This window comes from Streptomyces sp. NA02950 (assembly GCF_013364155.1).
Classification (GTDB): Bacteria; Actinomycetota; Actinomycetes; order Streptomycetales; family Streptomycetaceae; genus Streptomyces.
The window spans coordinates 2,951,157-2,968,865 of sequence record NZ_CP054916.1; the positions used below are offsets into that span (position 1 = coordinate 2,951,157).

At 67.5% G+C, this 17,709-nt stretch carries 13 protein-coding genes; 8 read left to right on the plus strand and 5 right to left on the minus strand.

The window, feature by feature from the left end; translation table 11 throughout:
* The first annotated feature begins 4 nt into the window (after nt 1-4).
* Nucleotides 5-988 (plus strand): nitronate monooxygenase family protein, encoded by a 984-nt coding sequence (locus tag HUT19_RS12360; protein ID WP_176180524.1) that lies wholly within the window; start codon nt 5-7, stop codon nt 986-988.
* Between the two features lie 92 nt (nt 989-1,080).
* Here HUT19_RS12360 and HUT19_RS12365 read toward each other — a convergent pair whose 3' ends face one another.
* The 3 genes from HUT19_RS12365 to HUT19_RS12375 form a co-directional block, all read right to left on the minus strand.
* A complete protein-coding gene (locus tag HUT19_RS12365) occupies nt 1,081-1,647 on the minus strand; it encodes a Uma2 family endonuclease (RefSeq protein ID WP_176180525.1) in 567 nt (188 codons plus the stop codon).
* Between the two features lie 100 nt (nt 1,648-1,747).
* Nucleotides 1,748-2,131, minus strand: coding sequence for a hypothetical protein (locus HUT19_RS12370; RefSeq protein ID WP_176180526.1), 384 nt, complete (start codon nt 2,129-2,131; stop codon nt 1,748-1,750).
* Nucleotides 2,132-2,162: 31 nt separating this feature from the next.
* Entirely contained in the window at nt 2,163-4,109 is a 1,947-nt protein-coding gene (locus HUT19_RS12375; RefSeq protein ID WP_176180527.1) for a PrsW family glutamic-type intramembrane protease, read from the minus strand.
* Nucleotides 4,110-4,544: 435 nt separating this feature from the next.
* Between HUT19_RS12375 and HUT19_RS12380 the strand changes: the two genes are divergently transcribed.
* From HUT19_RS12380 to HUT19_RS12405, 6 genes are all read left to right on the plus strand, one after another.
* Nucleotides 4,545-5,132: a hypothetical protein gene (locus HUT19_RS12380; protein ID WP_176180528.1), complete on the plus strand. Its 588-nt coding sequence runs from the start codon at nt 4,545-4,547 to the stop codon at nt 5,130-5,132.
* 1 nt (nt 5,133) lies between these two features.
* On the plus strand, nt 5,134-5,760 hold the full coding sequence (locus HUT19_RS12385) for a restriction endonuclease subunit S (RefSeq protein WP_176180529.1): 627 nt from the start codon (nt 5,134-5,136) through the stop codon (nt 5,758-5,760).
* 139 nt (nt 5,761-5,899) lie between these two features.
* A complete protein-coding gene (locus HUT19_RS12390) occupies nt 5,900-7,156 on the plus strand; it encodes an ATP/GTP-binding protein (protein ID WP_176180530.1) in 1,257 nt (418 codons plus the stop codon).
* The gene (locus HUT19_RS12395; RefSeq protein WP_176180531.1) at nt 7,156-7,905 is read left to right on the plus strand and encodes an RloB family protein; all 750 of its coding nucleotides are present in this window, start codon (nt 7,156-7,158) and stop codon (nt 7,903-7,905) included. The genes HUT19_RS12390 and HUT19_RS12395 overlap by 1 nt, the downstream gene beginning before the upstream one ends.
* Before the next feature lie 108 nt (nt 7,906-8,013).
* Entirely contained in the window at nt 8,014-10,719 is a 2,706-nt protein-coding gene (locus HUT19_RS12400; RefSeq protein ID WP_176180532.1) for a class I SAM-dependent DNA methyltransferase, read from the plus strand.
* 70 nt (nt 10,720-10,789) lie between these two features.
* A complete protein-coding gene (locus HUT19_RS12405) occupies nt 10,790-11,908 on the plus strand; it encodes a restriction endonuclease subunit S (protein ID WP_254886156.1) in 1,119 nt (372 codons plus the stop codon).
* A gap of 57 nt (nt 11,909-11,965) precedes the next feature.
* Here HUT19_RS12405 and HUT19_RS12410 read toward each other — a convergent pair whose 3' ends face one another.
* Together HUT19_RS12410 and HUT19_RS12415 are read right to left on the minus strand one after the other, a co-directional pair.
* Nucleotides 11,966-12,196: a DUF397 domain-containing protein gene (locus HUT19_RS12410; RefSeq protein WP_176180534.1), complete on the minus strand. Its 231-nt coding sequence runs from the start codon at nt 12,194-12,196 to the stop codon at nt 11,966-11,968.
* Nucleotides 12,100-12,888 (minus strand): DUF5753 domain-containing protein, encoded by a 789-nt coding sequence (locus HUT19_RS12415; protein WP_254885545.1) that lies wholly within the window; start codon nt 12,886-12,888, stop codon nt 12,100-12,102. Before HUT19_RS12415 ends, HUT19_RS12410 begins: the two co-directional genes overlap by 97 nt.
* A gap of 1,156 nt (nt 12,889-14,044) precedes the next feature.
* Between HUT19_RS12415 and HUT19_RS12420 the strand changes: the two genes are divergently transcribed.
* The gene (locus HUT19_RS12420; protein ID WP_176180535.1) at nt 14,045-17,704 is read left to right on the plus strand and encodes a type I restriction endonuclease subunit R; all 3,660 of its coding nucleotides are present in this window, start codon (nt 14,045-14,047) and stop codon (nt 17,702-17,704) included.
* The last annotated feature ends 5 nt before the right edge of the window (nt 17,705-17,709 follow it).

Consider the following 17,709-nt stretch of genomic DNA (forward strand, 5'->3'; position numbering starts at 1 on the left):
TCATATGACACCCATCGACCATCTGAAGGACCGGTTGTCCTTGCCGGTGCTCGCATCACCGATGTTCATCATCTCCACCCCCGAATTGGTCATCGCTCAGTGCCTCGGCGGGATCATCGGGTCCTTCCCCGCGCTCAACGCCCGGCCGAAGGAAGACCTCGAGGGGTGGCTCACACGCATCGAAACGGCTCTCGCCGAGGCGAAGGCGGCCGAACCGGCACGCACGATCGCCCCGTACGCGGTCAACCAGATCGTGCACCAGAGCAACGACCGCCTCGAACACGATATGGAGGTCTGTGTCCGGCACCAGGTGCCGATCATCATCACCTCGCTGAGCACACCCGGCGAGGTGGTCGGCCGCGTTCACGGATACGGAGGAATGGTCTTCCACGACGTCACCACCATCCGGCACGCCGAGAAGGCCCTCGAGGCCGGAGTGGACGGGCTGATCCTCGTCTGCGCGGGGGCCGGCGGCCACGCCGGCAACCTGAGCCCGTTCGCGCTGGTCGGCGAGGTGCGCCGGTTCTATGACGGCCCCCTCATCCTGTCCGGAGCGATCACCACCGGCGCGTCTGTTCTCGCCGCGGAGGCGATGGGCGCCGACCTTGCCTACATGGGCACCCGGTTCATCGCCACCACCGAGGCCAGGGCGGCGGACGCGTACAAGTCGATGATCGTGAGTTCTCATGCCTCCGACATCGTCCACACACCGTTCTTCACCGGAGTCCACGGCAACTATCTGAAGCCGAGCATCACCGCCGCCGGCCTTGATCCGGATCATCTGGGAGATGCGGGTGAGGAACGGATAGCGTTCGCGTCGTCCACCCATGTGAAACCGTGGAAGGACATCTGGGGCGCGGGACAGGGCGTGGGACAGATCGATGCGGTCCAACCGACGGCGGAGGTGATCGCTTCCCTCAGGGCGGAGTACGCGCGGGCCCGGCGCCGCCTGGCGGTGACCGACGCGGTAGTGGAGGCGGACGCATGACGGTTCGGGCCGACCAACTCGGCCACCGCTGGGCATGGGCGCGGAAAGGGCCGGCAGCCGGGCGTGGGTGCCGCTGGCCCACGGCGCGCGGCTCAGATCTGGCCGAGGTCGATTTCCACCGGGAACGGAGCCGCGACCTTCACCACACCGGTGAACACGTCTCCTTCCCGATAGGCCCTGCTCGCGGGGTCGAGGACGTAGGTGTACACCAGCGGTACGCCGGTAGCGGCCTGCTCGATCCGCCAGTAAAAGGCGGTCCCGGCCTTGGCGTACTGATCCACCTTCACGATCCGGTCGGTTGTCTCCGACCCTGGTGACATGACCTCGGCGACCAGCAGCACATGTTCGGGTCGGGTGGGTGTGATGTCGATCGTCTCCGCGCGGTACACGACCACGTCGGGACGGCGATTGGTGAGCGGAACGTCCTGCAATCGGACATCGAAGTCCGTATCGGCGTTCCAGTCGGGCCCCGCCGCGGCCTCCAGGGCATTCGCGAGTATGCGGGCCAGGCGGTTTTGTCGCTTGGACGCACTGGGGCTCACCACAACCATCCCGTCCACGATCTCGACGCCCGCGCACTGCTCCTCGGACCAGGAGTCGTACTGCTCGGCCGTGATCTGCTCATGCATCCACGCGGGAGCGACCATCTCGGCGGTCATGACTCACCTCCCTGAATCTGCGCGACGGTCCTGGTGCTGCTGGAGGCAGCCTAACGGGGCGGACTCATAGCCGCCCCCTTGTCCCAGTCCGCCACCACATTCACCGCCCCTTCTCGCGCCGCAAAAATTCCCGAACAGCAGCGCGCCGTCCCGCCCGAAATCCCTCCGGATCAGCATCGTATTGACTGCACTCGGCACACCATTTCTGGAAGGCTTCGGCGATCGATTCACGAGAGTGGACGAATTCTCCCTGTTCACCATGCCGCATAAGTGATGCATTCATCGGGTTGCGCGTCATGTCGAAACCATGCAAGCGGAGCAGAGCGTTTCCGACCATCGGGTCCGCTACGTCCCCCTCTTCTGCTTCAACCCATTGCGCGGCCCACAGATGTGCTTCTTCCCGGGACTCCTGACCATCGATGAGCCTGCGCCAGTGGAGGGCGACCTCGTTACGCGTCGGCACTTCAGATGGACTTTCCGTCATGCGCATACCTTCCGATCGGAGGGGAGGGAGATCATTCCCATGCCCCCGAGCCCAGGTGTCTTTCAACATAGCCGTTCTTCGCATTGAAGCTTGTAATGGGCTCGCCACTTGGATTACTCGGATCTTTGATGACGATGTCCGATGTTCCATCCCCTCTGTCCAACACCTTGATCATATTCCCTTTGTCGACATCTATGTAGAGCTCGCCGTCCTGCCAGACCTTGTCCACGTCCACGTCCCGTTCACCGCGGCGAACGGCGCTGTGCACATCTCGTTGACTGGTCGAACCGCTGTCACCGACTTCGCCTCCGCCGTTCGCGACTGCCGCCATGAGGACGACGCCCAGGGTTCCGTACACGGCCGCGTGGATGGCGGCCTCCTGAGTGATGACACCCGCGCCCACTCTGGCGCCCACCAGCGCGAAACCGAGTCCGCTGCCCGGTGAGAGAAGAGCGAGCACGGCCAGGAGCATCAAGGCGAAGCCGAGATAGGCGAGGAAGTTGTCGAGGGCTTCCAGGAGGTGGAGGCTGCGGATCACCGGGCCGTCCGGCGGCGTTCCCCCGCCCAGTCTGAACAGCAGCAGCGCGCCCATGACACAGCCACCCAACGCGGTCCAGATCCGCAGCCGGATCAGGGCCAGCACCTCGCCGTGCGGGAGGGCCAGGGTCCAACGCCAGGCGCGCAGCAGCCGGATGAGCTGCCAGCCGGTCCACAGCAGGGCCACGACGCCGAAGCCGACCAGGACGCGCGGCCCGTTGCCGGAGGCGAAACGGTGCTGGACCTCGGCCGCGGCGGGGAAGGAACCGACCCCCAAGAGGATCAGGGCCGGGAGGGCCAGGGCGAAGGAGACGAGTGCGAACCACTTACGGCGCCAGTCCCGCATCCCGCGCCCCGCCTGGGCCACAGCGCGTAAGCCGACACGCCGCCAGGCATGTTCGCGGTCGGATGCGTCGATCTGGGCGACGCTCCAGACGACCGTACGGTGGAGGGCGTCCGCACCGGGATACGGCGCACCCGCCACCCCGTAGAGGAAGCCCCGCCGCAGCCGGGCGAAACGCAGCGCGATCAATGCCGACCAGGGCACGCACCAGGCGCCGTACGCCGCCAGGGCGCCCAGGCCCGACCGTCCGGCACGCTCCGTCCGCAGCAGGACATCCGGCACGAGCGTTTTGCCCCGCCGCAGCCGCCCCAGGTCAACGGCCATGGCGAACGCCAGGCACACCAGCGGCACCGCCCACAGCACCCCCTCGAAGGTGTCGACCCGGGAGGCGGCGTCGCGGTCGGTCGGGTGCGCGGCGGCGTAGTTGGTGAGCGTGTGATGGGCACAGGCGGCCACCAGCGGCAGTGCGCCGAGCGCGCGCAACCAGCCCCGGGCACGAAACAGCACACCAATTCCGAGCGCGGTCAGGACCGTGTACACCAGATGCGGGCTGGTCACCGCGGCCGGTGTGGGGTCGCCCAGTTCGAGGGCGGCCTGCGGGGCGGGGAACCAGGTGGAGAAGACCTGGTCGGGACCGGGGATGTACGGCGCCCGCAGACTGTCCGGGATGGCCCATCCGCCCGCCGGGTGCGCGATCGCCCGCTCCGCATCGAGCCCGTACCGCGCCACGGCCTCCAGCAGCCCGAACCCGGCCCCCAGCCCCGCACCGAGGACCACGCAGTCGGTGAGACCCCACTGACGGCGGATCCTGACGTTCCAGCCGATCAGCACCAGGGGAGCGACCTTGATCAGCTCTTCGATGACCGGGTCGGCTGTGTAACTGGCGGTCTTCACGACCTCGTTCAGTGAGTTCCCGGTCAGTTCCACGGCACTGCGGGTGTAGGCCAGCTCCAGCAGCGCCGCCGCGACCCCGCATCCGTAGACGCCCACCGCGATGGCCATCACACCTGTGGAGATCCGCACGGACCGTGTAGGCGACGACAGCACCAGCAACTGCGCCACGCCGTACACGGTCGCGGCCACCATGAGCAACGCCACGCCCAGCCCCCCCAACGGATGTTCGATCCGGATGGCGAGGCTATGACTTGATCATGAGCGCGACAAGGGACGCCCGCAACGCCCCACTCGCGGCACCCCCCGTCCGCACACACGCAGCTCTCAACTTCGCGTAGGCCCCTACGCGACAGTGAGTCAGGCTTTCTGATAGCTTGTCACCAGTGGGCAGGGGGTGCCGAATCAAGGTGACGCGGCACATGACGCGCACCACGGCAGAACTGTGCCCCGGGGCGCTTGCTATGCCTAGGCGCACACCGGGGCTTACACGGCGACGATACCTGGCGTCAATGGTGGAATCAATCCCGCGGGGGTGTAGTGCGTACTCAGGAGTCAAGGCTCGGCGCAGTTGCCAGGGCCGTACGGGCGGAGGTGTTCTCCCCACCCGGCTGCCTCTGCTCTCCCGAGTGTGACGGCACCATGCGCTGGTACGCCTGGGAAGCCGAGATCGCCTCGGCCTTCTTCGCACTCCTCCGGCACCTTGAGCGGACACTCGGACATGCCATGGCGAAGGAGCTCACGGCGCGGTTCGGGCGGGTTGACTGGTGGGACCACCCCGAGATCGACCTCCACCATGTCTCCCGTAGCAAGATCACGGCCATCCAGAAAAAGCTCGCCCGCGACCGCCGGCGCGTACGCACGACCGAGGCCGTGCAGCGCGAGCTCACGCTGGGCTTCTGGGTCTCCTTGCTCGGCCCCGGCAACGACTACGAGACTCGGCTCTGGCGGCCCACCCTCCGACTCGCTTTCCCCTCTTATCGCGGCCCCAGGAAACCCCTCCACCAAGACCTCGATGACCTGCGTAAGCTGCGCAATCAGGTAGCTCACCACGAGCCGATTGGTTCCCGCCCCCTCGCCGCCGACCGGGAAAGCGCGTACCGCATCCTCGGGTACCTTTCGGCGGATGTACGCGACTGGGCGGCCGCAGAGGACCAGATTCCCCAGCTACTCGCCGAGCGTCCGGCTCCCTGCGCCCCGGCGGTCCCGGGCCCTCGGAAGGAACACTGAGATGCCCAAGTACGAACGGCCTCGGCTCGGCGAACTCTGCGAGATCGTGCCCGGCCCCTCCGGCGGACTCCTGGAAGAACTGTCGGCGGACATCGAGGACGGAGTGCCCGTCATCTCACCTCCCGACCTCACCGGCCACCAGGCGGTGGACAGCAGTCACATCCGCCGGGTGAGCAGGGAAAAGGCGGGGGGCCTGGCCACGCGCTACCGACTCCGCGAGGGTGACGTGATCCTCGTGCGTCAGTCCACGACGGGGCTCGGACGGCAGGCGCTGGTCACCAGGGAGCAGGAAGGATGGCTGTTCGCCACATCCTGTCTACGGGTCGCGGTGACGAGCGACCGGCTCCTCCCCTCCTATCTGCTCCACTACCTCGGTCACGCTCCGGTGCGCCGCTGGCTGTCCAACCGGGCCAATCCCGGACAGGCGGTGGAGACCCTGACGACAGCGAATTTGGCGCAGTTGCCGGTGCTGTTGCCGGACCTCGAGAGTCAGCGGGCGCTGGCAGGCGCACTCGACGAGATCAACGCACAGCTACGGATGCACGATGAGCTGAGCCGGCGGCTAGGCCTCCTCAGCCGAGCTGTGCTGACCACCCAGCTGGGTAACGCGCCGCTACAGGTGCACTGAGCGTGGCACGGTCCGTGGACGCCATTCCTCCCTTGCACGCGACAAGATGGTTTCTTGGTGTACCGACCCGCACCGAGTTGCAAGATGATCACTCCGCGCCGCCGCATCACCGTTACGCTGTGTCGACGAGGAGGGTGGCATGCTGCTGAGATTCCGCGTGGCGAACGCGCTGTCCCTGCGCGACGAGCAGGAGCTGTCCTTCGTCGTCCCCCAGGGCGAGGACTCACTCGCGGCCCGCACACTGAAGCTGTCAGACGGCAAGACCATCGATGTCTATCCGCTGCTCGGCATCTTCGGAGCCAACGCATCCGGGAAATCGAACGTCATCAGCGCGCTCAAGAAAATGCGCGAGGCGGTCCTCAAGTCCTACACGGGCTGGACGCCCCACGAGCCCGTCCCCCGCGAGCGCTTCGCACTCGACCCGGCCATGGCCGCGGAGAGCAGCTTCTACGAGGCGGACTTCGTCCTGGAGGACGGCGTCCGCTGGACCTACGGCTTCGAGCTGAGCGACACCCGGGTCGAAGCGGAGTGGCTGCACGCCTATCCCAAGGGGCGTCGTCAGGAATGGCTCGACCGCGACGCCTCCCGGGACAGGGAGTTCCACTTCTCCGGTGACCGGATTCAGGACCGCGCGCTCCTGGCCCGTACCACCCGCTCCAACGCGCTCCTCCTCTCCCGGGCCGCCGCCGACAACCATCCCCAGCTCAGCCGCATCCACCGCTGGTTCTTCGACAACCTGTGGGACATCGACCCGGAGGCCGAACGGCTGCAACGCGAGGCGTACACGACGCAGAGGCTCCAGGACCCCGAGGCTCGGTCCCGCATCGAGGAGCTGCTGCGCGTCGCCGACCTCGGCATCATGGGCACCCAGCTCGAACGGCGCCCCGGCTCCGACCGCCCGTCGGTCCGCCTGGTGCACACCGACGGCGGCGGCGAGGGTGTGGCCATCGCCTGGGACCGGGAGTCGTTCGGCACCCGCTCCTGGTTCGCCCTGCTGGGCCCGCTACTGCTCGCCCTGGACCAGGGAGCGGTGCTCCTGATCGACGAACTCGACTCCAGCCTGCACCCGCGGTTCGCGGCCGAGGTCGTCCGGCTCTTCCACGACCCCCTGGTCAATCCGCGCGGCGCTCAGCTCGTCTTCACCTCACACGACCCATCCTTGCTGTCGACCCCGAGCGGCGGCCGGCTGCTGGACCCCGGTCAGATCTGGCTCACCGAAAAGGACAGCCGGGGCGCGAGCGAGCTGTATCCCCTGACGGCGGCGGAGCCGGGCGAGGACGAGGACCTGACCCGCTCCTATCTGGAAGGCGCCTTCGGTGGTATCCCCACTCTCACCGCGGGCCAGATCGGGCGAAGACTGCTGATGGCACGAGCGACGGAGGTGGAGCGGACCTGATGGCTCCGAAGAGGGGGAGGGACTCGGCACAGCGCACCGCCCGGCGATCCGTTCGCCGCCGCATGGTCTACGTCTTCACAGAGGGCACGCTGACCGAGCCCTCGTACATCGACGCACTGTTAGCCCTCCGGAAGGACGCGCGGAAGGACGAACCACTCCCGGCGGGAAAGGTCGAGTCCACCATCGAGATCATGTGGGACGAGCGCACTGACGGCGGTCGGCGGGGCCCACAGCGCAGTCATCGCGAGCGCAAGCCGCTGGCGATCGTCGAGGCGGCCATCGCGCACAAGAAGAAGGTGACGCGCGAGACGCGGGGCCTGGAGAAGAAGTACCAGCCCTCGGTGTGGTGCCTCTTCGACCGGGACGACCACCAGGGCATTCAGCGAGCCGCGAACATGGCCGAGCAGGCCGGCGTCAACGTCGCGTACTCCCACCCCTGCTTCGAGCTGTGGCGGCTGCTGCACTACCAGAACTACACGACCGGGCTCGGCGGAGCATGCGGTGCGGCCTCGGGCAAGCTGCGGGGGAACCCGAAGTTCGTCAAGACCTACGGGCGGCATCTGACGTCCGTCTCCGAGGACAAGGCGAAGCTGGTGCTTCCGGAGCAGGTGCGGGGCGGGTACAAGAACGCCAAGAAGTTCGCGCAGAAGATCAACGAAGAGCACACCTCGCCCGAGCGCGAGAAATGGGACCCCTACACCGATGTGTGGTGCTTCGTCGAGGACGGTATCGGTCTCACCGACTACTGACCGTCGCCCCCATTGAAGGCCGTAGGCTGCTCTCCGGCGCTCCGCTCCGTCTGTCACGGTCGCAGGGGTGGGCCGCCGGGCAGTACATCAGCAGAGGGAGTCTCGTACGTGGCCAAGCTCACGCTCGCCCAGTTGGAACGCCATCTGTTCGCGGCAGCGGACATCCTGCGGGGCACGATGGACGCGGCCGAGTACCGCGACTTCATTCTCGTCCTGCTCTTCCTCAAGCGTGTGAACGACGAGTTCGACGCCGCCCGGGAAGCGGTCGTCGCGGAGGAGTTGGCGGCCGGCGGCTCCCCGGAGGATGCCGAGGAAGTCGCCGACAGTCCTGAGAGCTATGTCAGCCGTAAGGTGCTGTACGTGCCGGATGCGGCCCGCTGGGAGCGGCTGTCCGGAGCAGTGGACGATGTGGCCGGTGGACACCTCCTGCCCGCCCTCCGTGAGCTGGAGACGAACAACTCCCGTCTGCGCGGCCTGTTCGACCACATCAACTTCAATCGCATCGGCGGAGGCGCGGGCAGCACCTCGTCCGCGAAACTCGCCGACAAACGCCTCACGGCGCTGATCGGCCACTTCGGCAGCCTGCGGCTGCGCGGCGAGGACTTCGAGTTCCCCGACATGATCGGCGCCGCCTACGAGTACCTGCTGAAGGACTTCGCCGACTCGGCGGGCAGCAAGGGCGGCGAGTTCTACACCCCCCGTGCGGTCGTCCGCATGATGGTGGAGCTGGCCCGGCCCAGGGAGAACCAGCGGATCTACGACCCGTGCGTCGGCTCCGGCGGCATGCTCATCCACGCCAAGGAGTACGTCGACGAGCACGGCGAGAACTCCGATGACCTGCTGCTGGCCGGGCAGGACGCGAACAGCGGGTCCTGGGTCATGGCCACCATGAACATGTTGTTCCACGGCGCCAGCAAGTTCCAGCTCAGCACGGGCGACACCCTCACCGATCCGGCCCATCTGGACACCGACTTCGACCTGGTGCTCAGCAACCCGCCGTTCTCCATGGACTACACGCAGGGAGAGGTCAAGTACCTCACCTCTCGCATGCCGTACGGGGCGACGTCCGAGCGCGGCAAGGCCGACCTGATGTTCCTGCAGCACATGCTGTACCAGGTGCGCGACCGGGGCGGAGCCGTGTTCAGCGTCATGCCGCACGGTGTCCTGTTCCGGAGCGGCGCGGAGCGCGCCATCCGTACCGAGCTGCTGAAGGCGAACCTGGTCGAGGCCGTCATCGGGCTGGCCCCGAACCTTTTCTACGGCACCGGCATCCCCGCCTGCGTCATCGTGCTACGCGCCCCCGGCGGCAAGCCGCGCCACCAGAACGACGACGTGCTCTTCATCAACGCCGACCGCGAGTTCCACGCAGAGCGGGCCCAGAACGTGCTGTTGCCGGAGCATGTCGAGAAGATCGTCTCGACGTACCACCGCTTCCGCGACGACGAGAACTTCGCCGGGGTGGAGGGCTTCGCCCGCCGCGTCAGCCGCGACGAGCTCGCGGCCAATGACGACAACCTCAACATCCGCCGCTACGTGGACAACACCCCGCCACCCGAGCCGCAGGATGTGCGGGCGCATCTGAAGGGCGGGGTGCCGCGCGCGGAGATCGAGGCGAAGAAGGGGCTGCTGGACTCGTACGGGATCGGCGTCACCGATCTGTTCGCGGAGCGCCCCGGTGACCCGGATTACGTGGACTTCCTGCCGGAGGGACAGCAGCCGGACGCCGCCCGGCTGGCGGAGCTGGCGCGGACGCGTGAGGGCGTGCTGCGCGGGGAGTTCGAGAAGTGGTGGAGGCGGGAGGCGGAGCAGATCGCGGCGCTGGCCCCGGCGGACGGTGACGACCGTACGGAGAACGAGCGGCGCAGGCAGCTCGCCCGGCTGCGGGCGGACCTGATCGAGTCGTTCCGGAGCACGCTGCTCCAGGTCGGACTGCTGGACGAGTACGCCCTGGCGGGCGCGGTCGCCGGGTGGTGGCAGGACGCACGCAACGAGCTCAAGGCCCTGTCGGTGGGCGGCTTCACGGGCGTGGTGGACGGCTGGGTGGAGAACGTCGAGACGATGCTCGCCCCGGAGCGCGACCCCAGGACGGGCGGAGCGCGCAACCGGTCGGGGGCCGAGCGGCGCCAGGCCTACGACCACAAGGTGGTCGCGGCCATTGCCTCGGACTTCCTTGAGCAACTGGCGTCAGCGGACCGTCACAAGGCGCGGCTGGACGCGAAGCTCAAGGCCGCACAGGAGGCGGAGGCGGCCCTCGCGGAGGCGAGGGCGGAGGCCGAGACGGGTGATGTCGAGAGCTCGGGCGATTCCGGGTCCATCGACCCGGCACTTGCTGAGTCGGTGCTCAGCAAGACGGAGATGACCAAGCTGAAGAAGGACCGCACGGCAGCCGGTAACGAGGTCAAGCGGCTGGAAAGCGACTTCTGGCCGCTGGAGTCCGCCCAGCGGGGGCGGTCTAAGGCGAAGAAGAAGACGGTGGCCGCTGCCGAGGACACGATGCAGGTCAAGCTGGATGTCCTGGAGGTCGCGCCTCTGGAGGCCGAGGCCGACAAGCCGCCGAAGCCACCACGCCTGACGCGTGCCCGAAAGGCGCTGGCGGAGGAGACAAATGGTGAGCGCCGGGTGGTGCTCGACATTCTGCGGGATGACCTGGCCAGCAAGCTGGAGGGTCATGTCGTGCGCCGCCGTCGGGAGTTGGTGGAGGCGTACCGGGTGTGGGAGGACAAATACGCGGTGTCAATGCGGGAGATCGAGGCCCAGCGGGCGGAAGCCGCGAAGCGTCTGGACAGGTTCCTGGAGGAGCTGGGTTATGCATAGCGCGACAATAAAACTCAGGGACGTTGCTGCCGTGAATCCCGAAACGCTGGGGTCCCTAACTGATCCAGACATGGTCTTCACCTACGTGGACCTGTCGGCGGTACGAGAAAGACGTGTGGTTTGGAACGATACTCGACAAACCAGGTTTGCCGATTCATCCTCTCGCGCACGCCGCGTGGTGCGGACAGGTGACGCTATCTTTGGGACTGTAAGACCCGCGAACCAATCACACGCTTCATTCCAGTCACTGAACGATAGAGTCGTTGTTTCTACAGGCTTCACCGTACTTCGCCCTGATCCCGCCAAGTTGAATCACCGTTACCTCCACTACCTACTATTTAGCCGTGATGTACTACGCCAGTCAGTACGGGCTGCCGTGGGCTCCAATTATCCGGCAGTAACAGACCAAGACGTCGCCGAGCTCAAGGTCAATCTCCCATCTCTGAGTAATCAACTGCGGATCGTCGAGACGCTGGACTCCCTCACCGACTCGGAAAGTTCAATCGAGGCCTCCATCGCCAAGTTGCGCATCACACGCCAGGCTCGTATCGATGCGGCCGCGACCTGTGAAGCGGATGGCGGTTGCCTGGGCGAACGCCTCCTCCGGATGGATGCGGGTCGCAGTCCGGATCTTCCGAACGCCCCGGCCGCACCCGGTGCCTGGGGGGTGCTGAAAGTCAGCGCCGTGCACACGGACGGCTTCCGCCCCATGGAGAACAAGGCCGTCACCGACCCCTCGCACGTCAATGAGCGCTACAGAGTCCACTCGGGCGATCTTCTGATTTCACGGGCCAACACGCCAGAACTGGTGGGATCTGCCTGTATCGCCTCGCAGACGGCCCAGCACCTGATGCTGAGCGACAAGACGCTGAGAATCGTCGAGAATCCGGCCCTAGCCGACCGGGAGTTCATCAACCTTTGCCTGGCGAGTGAGCATGTCCGGCAGCAGATCTCCACGTTGTCCTCAGGCAGCAGTCGCAGCATGCAGAACATCAGCCAAAAGGCCATTTCCGCGCTGATTCTGCCATGGCCACCCTTGGCAGCGCAGCGGAAGACGGTGGCCGAAGTCGCGGCCCTCGACACCCTGATCGCGGCCGAAAGGGCGAACCTCGCCAAGCTGAGGTCGCTGAAGGCTGGACTGGTGGATGACCTTCTGGCCGGCAAAGTGGGCTTCCGCAACTGCGCGTAGAGCCGGGTCTTGCGCGTTCCGTGGTTCTCGTGCACGAGAACCACGGAACGCGCAAGGCTACGCCTCAGCGCTGGAGAACTTTTCGCTGCGCAGTGCGGCAGTGAACGAGCCCCACGCCTTGCGGGAGGAGACAACGGCCGGGCCTGCGGGATACTTGCTGTCTCGGACGGGGACAACGCCAGCGGTGGCGGCTATACCGGGTGCGAACTCCACGCACTGGCCTTCATTACCGTTGCTGTAGCTGGACTTGACCCATTCAGCATGGGACAGGTCGAGGTCAGACCCCATCGGACGTATTCCTCCATCACTTTACGGATCACGGCCAACGACTCGTCGGGGTGCAGAGCGGCAGCCCGCAGCCGGTCGTAAGTAGCAGTTGCGCTTGCCACCGCTTCCGGTGAGTCGACGAGTGGGCCCGCCATCGCCGTGTCTGCGTAGGCGACATCTGCCCCCTCGTCGAACGTCAGGAGCGTGAGACTCTCTGCCGCTGGTGGTGCCCCCACCGCGAACGGTAGTACCTGGATGGTGATGTGCGGAGACTCGGCTTGCTTCACGAGATGGGCGAGCTGTACCGCGATGATCTCGGCGCCACCCACTATGGTCCGTAGGCACGCCTCGTTCAGGACGCACCACAGGAGCGGAGGGGCGTCCTTCTCCATCTCCATCACCTCCCGCCTGCGCAGCCGCCGCTCCACCTTCGCGTCGATCTCGCTCGCGCTCTCCCGGGGATGCACGGCGCGGAATACCTCCCGCGCATACTCGGCCGTCTGCAACATGCCCATGATGAGCGTCGCCGAGTAGTCCAGGATGCTGACCGCCTGCCGCTCCAACTGCACGTACGGCACGAACCAGTCCGGGTAGCCATGCTGGCTGGCCCTCTGCCGGAGCCGGGCGAACGTACCCGGCGTGCCGAAGACCTGATCGCACGTGTCGGCGAACTCCGCACTCGCCAGCCGCTCGCCCGCCTCCACCTTGGCCACGTACTACTGCCCGTAATTGGCCCTCGAGCCCAGCTCCCGCTGGCTCAGTCCCGCCTGTAACCGCCAGGTCCGGACCTCCGCTCCGAGGCCCTGGACGGTTCCTGTCCATCCTTCGCCTCACTCACCTGCGGATCTCCCCTCACGCCAAGCCTCTTGGTGTGCTCAAACCCCTGTTGCTCGCTGTCGCTCAACGCAATGCTGGGAGTACACAGAGTGATTAAAGCCCGCAAGAAACGTTCAGGTCAGGAAGAACCCTCCATCGTGTTTCCCTCCGAACACGCCATCGAATCCACGTGCCCTACGGAAGCGACAGCCACAGCCCCTCACCACCTCGGTCGCGTCTCGGACCGGGTCACCCGCGAGATACAGGAGGTGGCGCACCGACGCGGATGGGCCCCGACGCCTTCGACCGAGCCGTTGGCCACGGCCACCCCGCACGCACTCTTCTGCGGGACGCTCCCCGAAGACCTCGCAAGGCGGCTCCCCCAGGGACCTCGGCGGCCGGTTCGCGGAGCGGTCGCCCCATGAGCGCCGATACGCCCTTACCACTGCCAACCTCCACCGGAGGGCGCCCGTTGACCGACGTCTGCCCCACCTGCCGCCACTACGCCGCGCTGCGCGAACAGGCCAGACAATCCGGGGACTGCAGCAAGGCCACCGACTGCGAAGTCCTGCGCCGGCGCCACCCCGCCCACACCGCACACATCCCCCGGCAACCGGAGACCGATCCGCATGAACCACCGGCCCCACACGCCACAGCCCCATCCCCATCACCAGCGGCCCGCCCCCGGCCAGGTGGCCTACGACCCGGCCAGCGGCCGTACCGGCGTAGTGCAGACGGTCCACCCCGTCGGCGAATTGCTCTTCGACCACCGGGTGACCGCCCCGCGCGTCGCCTTCCTCCGCCCGGAGAGGGGCGGCCTCGAGTGGACGGCCGACGCCACTGCCCTCCGATTCCCCGCGCATACGGAAGAAGGGGAAGGAGGCGGCACACACCCGCGCATCCCATAAGCTATCAAAGACCTACAAAAGGTAGGAAGGGCAGCGGCACAACACCCCGCGTCTCTCCTCTTCCGGCCGGAAGCCCAACTCCCCTGTCGCACAATGGGCAGGAGGCACGGGCGGGCAGGCCGGACGGGCGAAGGGGCGCGGGCGCATGGCACGGAGAGAGGCCGAACGGGACGAGGTGGAGCGGCCGTTCATCGATCAACTCGTCTCGATGGGCTGGACGCACGTACACGGCCCCGATCTCGGCGCCGAGCGCTCGTACGACGAGGTGTTCCTCACCAAACGCCTCGCCGCCGCCCTCACCCGCGTCAACCGCCTCGCGGAGAACGGCGAGGAGTGGGTGACGGGGACCCAGGCCGATCGCGCCATCGGCAATCTGCGGCGGGCGGCCAGGAACATCGCCGGGCGCCCCCTGTTAGCCGCCAACCGCGAGACCACCGACCTCCTCCTCCACGGCGACCTGGTGAAGGGTGACGAAGTCCATCACCACGGCACCGATCAGAAGGTCCACTACATCGACTGGGACATCGAGGACCCCGAGCGTGTGCAGCGCAACGAGTTCCTCGTCGTGGACCAGTTCCGGGTGCGCGCAGCCGGGGCCGGTAAGGACGGCGAGGTGGTACTCGACCTTGTGCTGTTCATCAACGGCATCCCGGTCGCCGTCGTTGAGGCCAAGAGTCCCGATGTCAAGGACCCCATCGGAAAGGCGGTCCGCGATCTGCGGGCGTACACCGGCAACCCGCTGACGGACGACGGCCGGAAGGACAAGGAGAGGCCGCGCGGCGTCCCCGAGCTGTTCGCTTCCGCGCAGCTGCTGATCGCCGCGTGCGGCGAGACCGCCGCGCTCGGCACGATCTCCGCTGAGGAGGCGCACTACGCACCGTGGCGCAGCGTCACCCCGGACTACCGGGACGACAGGGCGCTGCGCCGTGAGCTGGAGGAGACGCGCACGGCGGACGGGCGTCGGCTGTTGGAGCCGGGGGCCGAGCTGACCGAGCAGCACAAGCTGATCGCCGTCGTGCTGAAACCGGAGAACCTGCTCAACGTCATCCGGCACTACGTCTTCGAACTGCCGCTCAAGGTCAAGGAGGGCGAGCCCGCGAAGACGGTCAAGACGGTCTGCCGCCACCAGCAGTACCGGGCAGTGGAGAAGATCGTCCGCAAACTGCGGACCGGGCGGTCCCCGCTCGACGCGGGCGCGGAGAACGACGAGCGCGGGGGCGTCATCTGGCACACCCAGGGCTCCGGCAAGAGTCTGACGATGGCGTTCCTCGCACGGCGGCTGCACTCGAGCCGTGACCCGGAGCTGAACAGGTTCACCCTCCTCGTGGTCACCGACCGCACCCAGCTCCAGGACCAGCTCTCGGCCGCCGTCCGGGTCAGTGGAAGCGATATCGGGGTGGCGACCTCGCAGGCCGACCTGGAGGGGCGGCTGGAGCGCGCGGGGCGGGACGGCGGGCGGTCCGTGATCTTCGCGATGATCCAGAAGTACCTGGGGAGCATCCCGGGGCTCGGTGACACCCGGGGCGACGACCGGGCGCTCGCCGAAGACTTCGAGCAGGCCCGGGAGCGCGTCGCCGCCGGCGCGGATCCGGAAGAGGTGGCGGACCCGAAGCCCGACGAGGCGACGAAGCGGGCCGCGCGCCGTGAGTTCCGGGAGTGCAGCGACTCACCCCGGGTGCTGGTGCTCGTGGACGAGGCGCACCGGTCGCACACCTCGGTGCTGCACGCGTGTCTGCGCGACGCGCTGCCCAACGCGGCCCGGATCGGCTTCACCGGCACGCCGATCATGAAGGGCACCCGGAAGACCACCGGGGAGATCTTCGGCCTGGAGCCGGGCGGCGGGTTCCTCGACGAGTACCGGATGCGCGAGGCCGAGCGGGACAAGGTGGTCGTGCCCATCCGCTACGAGGGCCGTACCGGGCCCGCGCATGTCCGGGACAAGCGGGAGCTGGACGAGAAGTTCGAGGATCTGATCGCCCCGCTCGACGGCGACGCCCGGCAGCGGATACGCAACCGCTGGGCGCCGCCCACCGGCCGGGACGTCGCCGAGTCGACGTCCATGATCCGGGCCAAGGCCCGGGACATGCTCCACCACTATGTGCTGGGCGCGATGCAGTTCGGATTCAAGGCCCAAGTCGCCGCGGTCAGCCGCCGGGCGGCGGTGCTGTACCGGAACGCGCTGCGTGATGTCCGAGCCGAACTGCTAGCCCGGGTGCGCGACGAATTCGGCCCTGAGGCCCAGGAGGCACTGCGGCAGAAGAGGTCCGAGGAGTACACCCGCGACGAACTGCTGCTGCTGCGGGCCTGGCACTACCAGGAGCTGCTGCGCCGTATCGACTTCGTGCCGGTGATCTCGGCGGGCGATGAGCAGAAGTCCGGTGTGTGGCGGGAGTGGACGGACAAGGATAAGCAGGACGAGCATGTGGAGCGGTTCCTGGAGCCGTTCCCCGACCTGCCCCCTGACAACCCGTGGGAGGTCGTCCACGGCCCGGCGGAACACCCCGTACCGGAGGAGGCCCCCGTACCGGCGGGCGGGCTCAATCCGTGGAGCGCGCCGGGCCCCTCCGCCACCGTCCCCGCGGCGAAGCCCCCGATCGCGTTCCTGATCGTGAAGTCGATGCTACTCACCGGCTTCGACGCGCCAATCGAGCAGGTGCTGTACCTGGACCGCCCCATCCAGGACGCGGAGCTGTTGCAGGCGGTGGCCCGGGTCAACCGCCCTTCCCCGGGCAAGGAGGAGGGGCGCGTCGTGGACTACTACGGCGTGCTGAACAACCTCGCGGTCACCCTCGCCGCGTACCAGGGGGCACCGCCCACGCTCGGCGCGACGCGCCTGTCCGACGGGCTGCCCGCGCTGGAAGAGGCGGCTGATCTGGTCGAGCTGTTCCTGGTGGGGCTCGGCGTCGAGGACCTGTCCAGCCGGGCCAAGGTGTCCGAGGCCATGCTGACGCTCCACGACAAGGAGCAGCGAGCCACGTTCGACCGGCTGCTGCGGAAGTTCATGGGCGCGCTGGATCGCGCCCTCCCGCACGAGGACGCGCTGTGGCAGGTGCCGAACGCCCAGTCCTGGACGCTGCTGCAAAAGCGCGTACGGCGACACTACCGCGACGCCCCGGGCGGCGGCTTCTCGGTGCGCGGCTACGGCCGCAAGGTGCGGGCCCTGATCGCCGATCATCTGGAGCTGCCCGAGATCGAACAGGCCATCGCGCCGGTGTCCATCCTCGCGACCGACTTCGACGAGATCGTGGACCGTATCCCGGACCTGCGCGAGTCCGCCGCCGAGCAGGTGCAGGCGCTGCGCTACCACCTGGAGGAGCGCGCCCAGCGGGACGACCGGCCCGTGTACCGGCAGCTGTCGAAGGAGCTGGAGGAGGTGCTGCGCGAGTTCGACGGGCGCTGGGACAAGATCAAGGAACGTATCGGCCCGCTGATCGAGCGGGCGCGCGACGCCGAGCAGCCCGACTCCGAGGTGGCCGACCTGTCGCCGTTGGAACAGCGGCTCTACGCCCAGTTGGGAGACCGTCTCAGCGACCACCCGTCGTTCGCTGTGCCGGACACGGCGTTTCTGCGCACCCTGACCCAGGAGGTGTGCGCGGAGATCGTCGACCGGGTGAAGCTCGCGCGGTACACAGGAGACGACGGCGATGTCGCCGAGCTGCAGTCCCATATCTGGCAGCGGCTGCGCCGCGCCGGTCTCAGGGCCCAGCAAGGAGGGCTCGGGCCACTGCAGGGCCTGTCGAACTCACTGGCGGGCTACGCACAGGATCACCTGGAGAGCTTCCGCGCCGAGGGTCGGGCACAATAGGCGGC